Below are 1,476 nucleotides of genomic sequence, written 5' to 3'. Positions count from 1 at the left end.
CATCTCCTTATACAGAAGTCATGAGTCCTCAGCCCGTAGCGCCAGGATCATGAACGCAGCATCCATGGTTCGCTGCATGCCGATCCAGATCGTTTTGGCGCCGGGCTCGCCATCACTCTTGCGGCCCAGGAAACCACCCAGTGACGCGATCAAGCGGATCATTTGATTGAGCGTGACGGGCGTCTTTGGGCGCGCCTTCTTCGCGAGTAGATACGCGCCTCGTATCTCATCGGCATCAAAGAATAGCGACGCGTCCAGGTCAGGGCAGGTTCTGCCCAAACGCATCAGTCGGGCAATGCGCCACGCCACCACCATGTAAAACACCAGGGCCCGTTCCACGCGGTCCATGTGGGATAACTGTAAAGCTTCCACCTTGCACCCGTTCTTCAGGACATTGAAGAACATCTCAATCTCCCACCGGGCTCGATACCAATCGATCAGCTCGACGACGGCATCTGTATCTTGAGCCTCCCGGTTGGTCAGCAGTCGCCACACGACAGGGGTAACGCCTGCCGGAGCGCCGATCTCCTGGGCCACTATGCAGGTGACGGCTGGCCCCGTCTTACCCGGCAGCTTCACGCGTTGCGCACGTAACTCCTGCTTGACCTCGCGCGCCTTTTGGCCTGCGCGCCCCGGCAGGATGAAGCCGATCTCTCCCAGAGCTTCGCTGGCGTCTACCGTGTCCCACAGCTTGCCTGCCTCACCAAGGCTGCGGTTGTGTTGGGAACGTATCAGCCAGTCTGCAGGATTGCCGAGCTCATTAGCACGCTCCATCATCGCAGCGATATCGCCTTCCCGATCCGCCACGTAGACCAGGCGAGTCTCAGGCAACATCGCGGCCTGTTCTGCAACGCGTTCGTAGCTTTCAGTCCACCGTACGCTCTCTGTAATACCAACCCGCTGCCCGTTTGCATCCAGCGGCTCCCGGGCCCACATCCAGGCGTCGATCACACCGAGTGGTTCCCGATCCGGCGTCACAGCGTAGGTCGGATGCAGATACATCCCCCTCTGCGCTTCGTAGCTCAAGGGCCCGAGCCCATCGATCTCCTGGCCGTTAAAATTCAACTCGGTTGTGTCTGCAATGCACAGCACCACCGGGAATTGCCGCGCCCGCCCTGCCGTGCGCTCCCAATGCGGCTGCATCATGTCTGTCCACTCGACTTCCTCGTTGCCGAGAAATCGATAGGCAGCGATGGTCTCTGCCCAGTCTTCGCATGCGCCAGGAATGCTCGCAGTCGGCCTCGCAGCCAGTCGCTTCAGCAGCCCCTTCGCCCGTCGGTCCCGCCTTGGATCGCCAAGATCCAGCGCCTCAAATTCTTCGTCCACCCATGCCCCCGACTCGTTGTTCATTCGCGCTCAAAAAAGCCAGGAGTAAACGCGAATCCGCACGAGTTTACAACCCCTCCCGCCCAAGTCCCATCAAATTCTGGTCGCACTGCGCCCGGTCAGGACGCTGGACTTTTGTATAAGGAGATG

Annotated in this window: 1 protein-coding gene; it reads right to left on the bottom strand. The window is 59.9% G+C overall.

The genetic code is table 11. The annotated features are described in order from the left end of the window. Positions 1 to 18: 18 nt before the first annotated feature. Positions 19 to 1,350 (bottom strand): IS4 family transposase, encoded by a 1,332-nt coding sequence (locus tag AC1DS6_RS42580; protein WP_477104802.1) that lies wholly within the window; start codon positions 1,348 to 1,350, stop codon positions 19 to 21. Positions 1,351 to 1,476 lie beyond the last annotated feature (126 nt).

This window comes from Cupriavidus sp. 05L310 (genome assembly GCF_056398185.1).
Note: the sequence above shows the minus strand (reverse complement) of the source record. Positions and strands in the feature narration are given on the sequence as shown.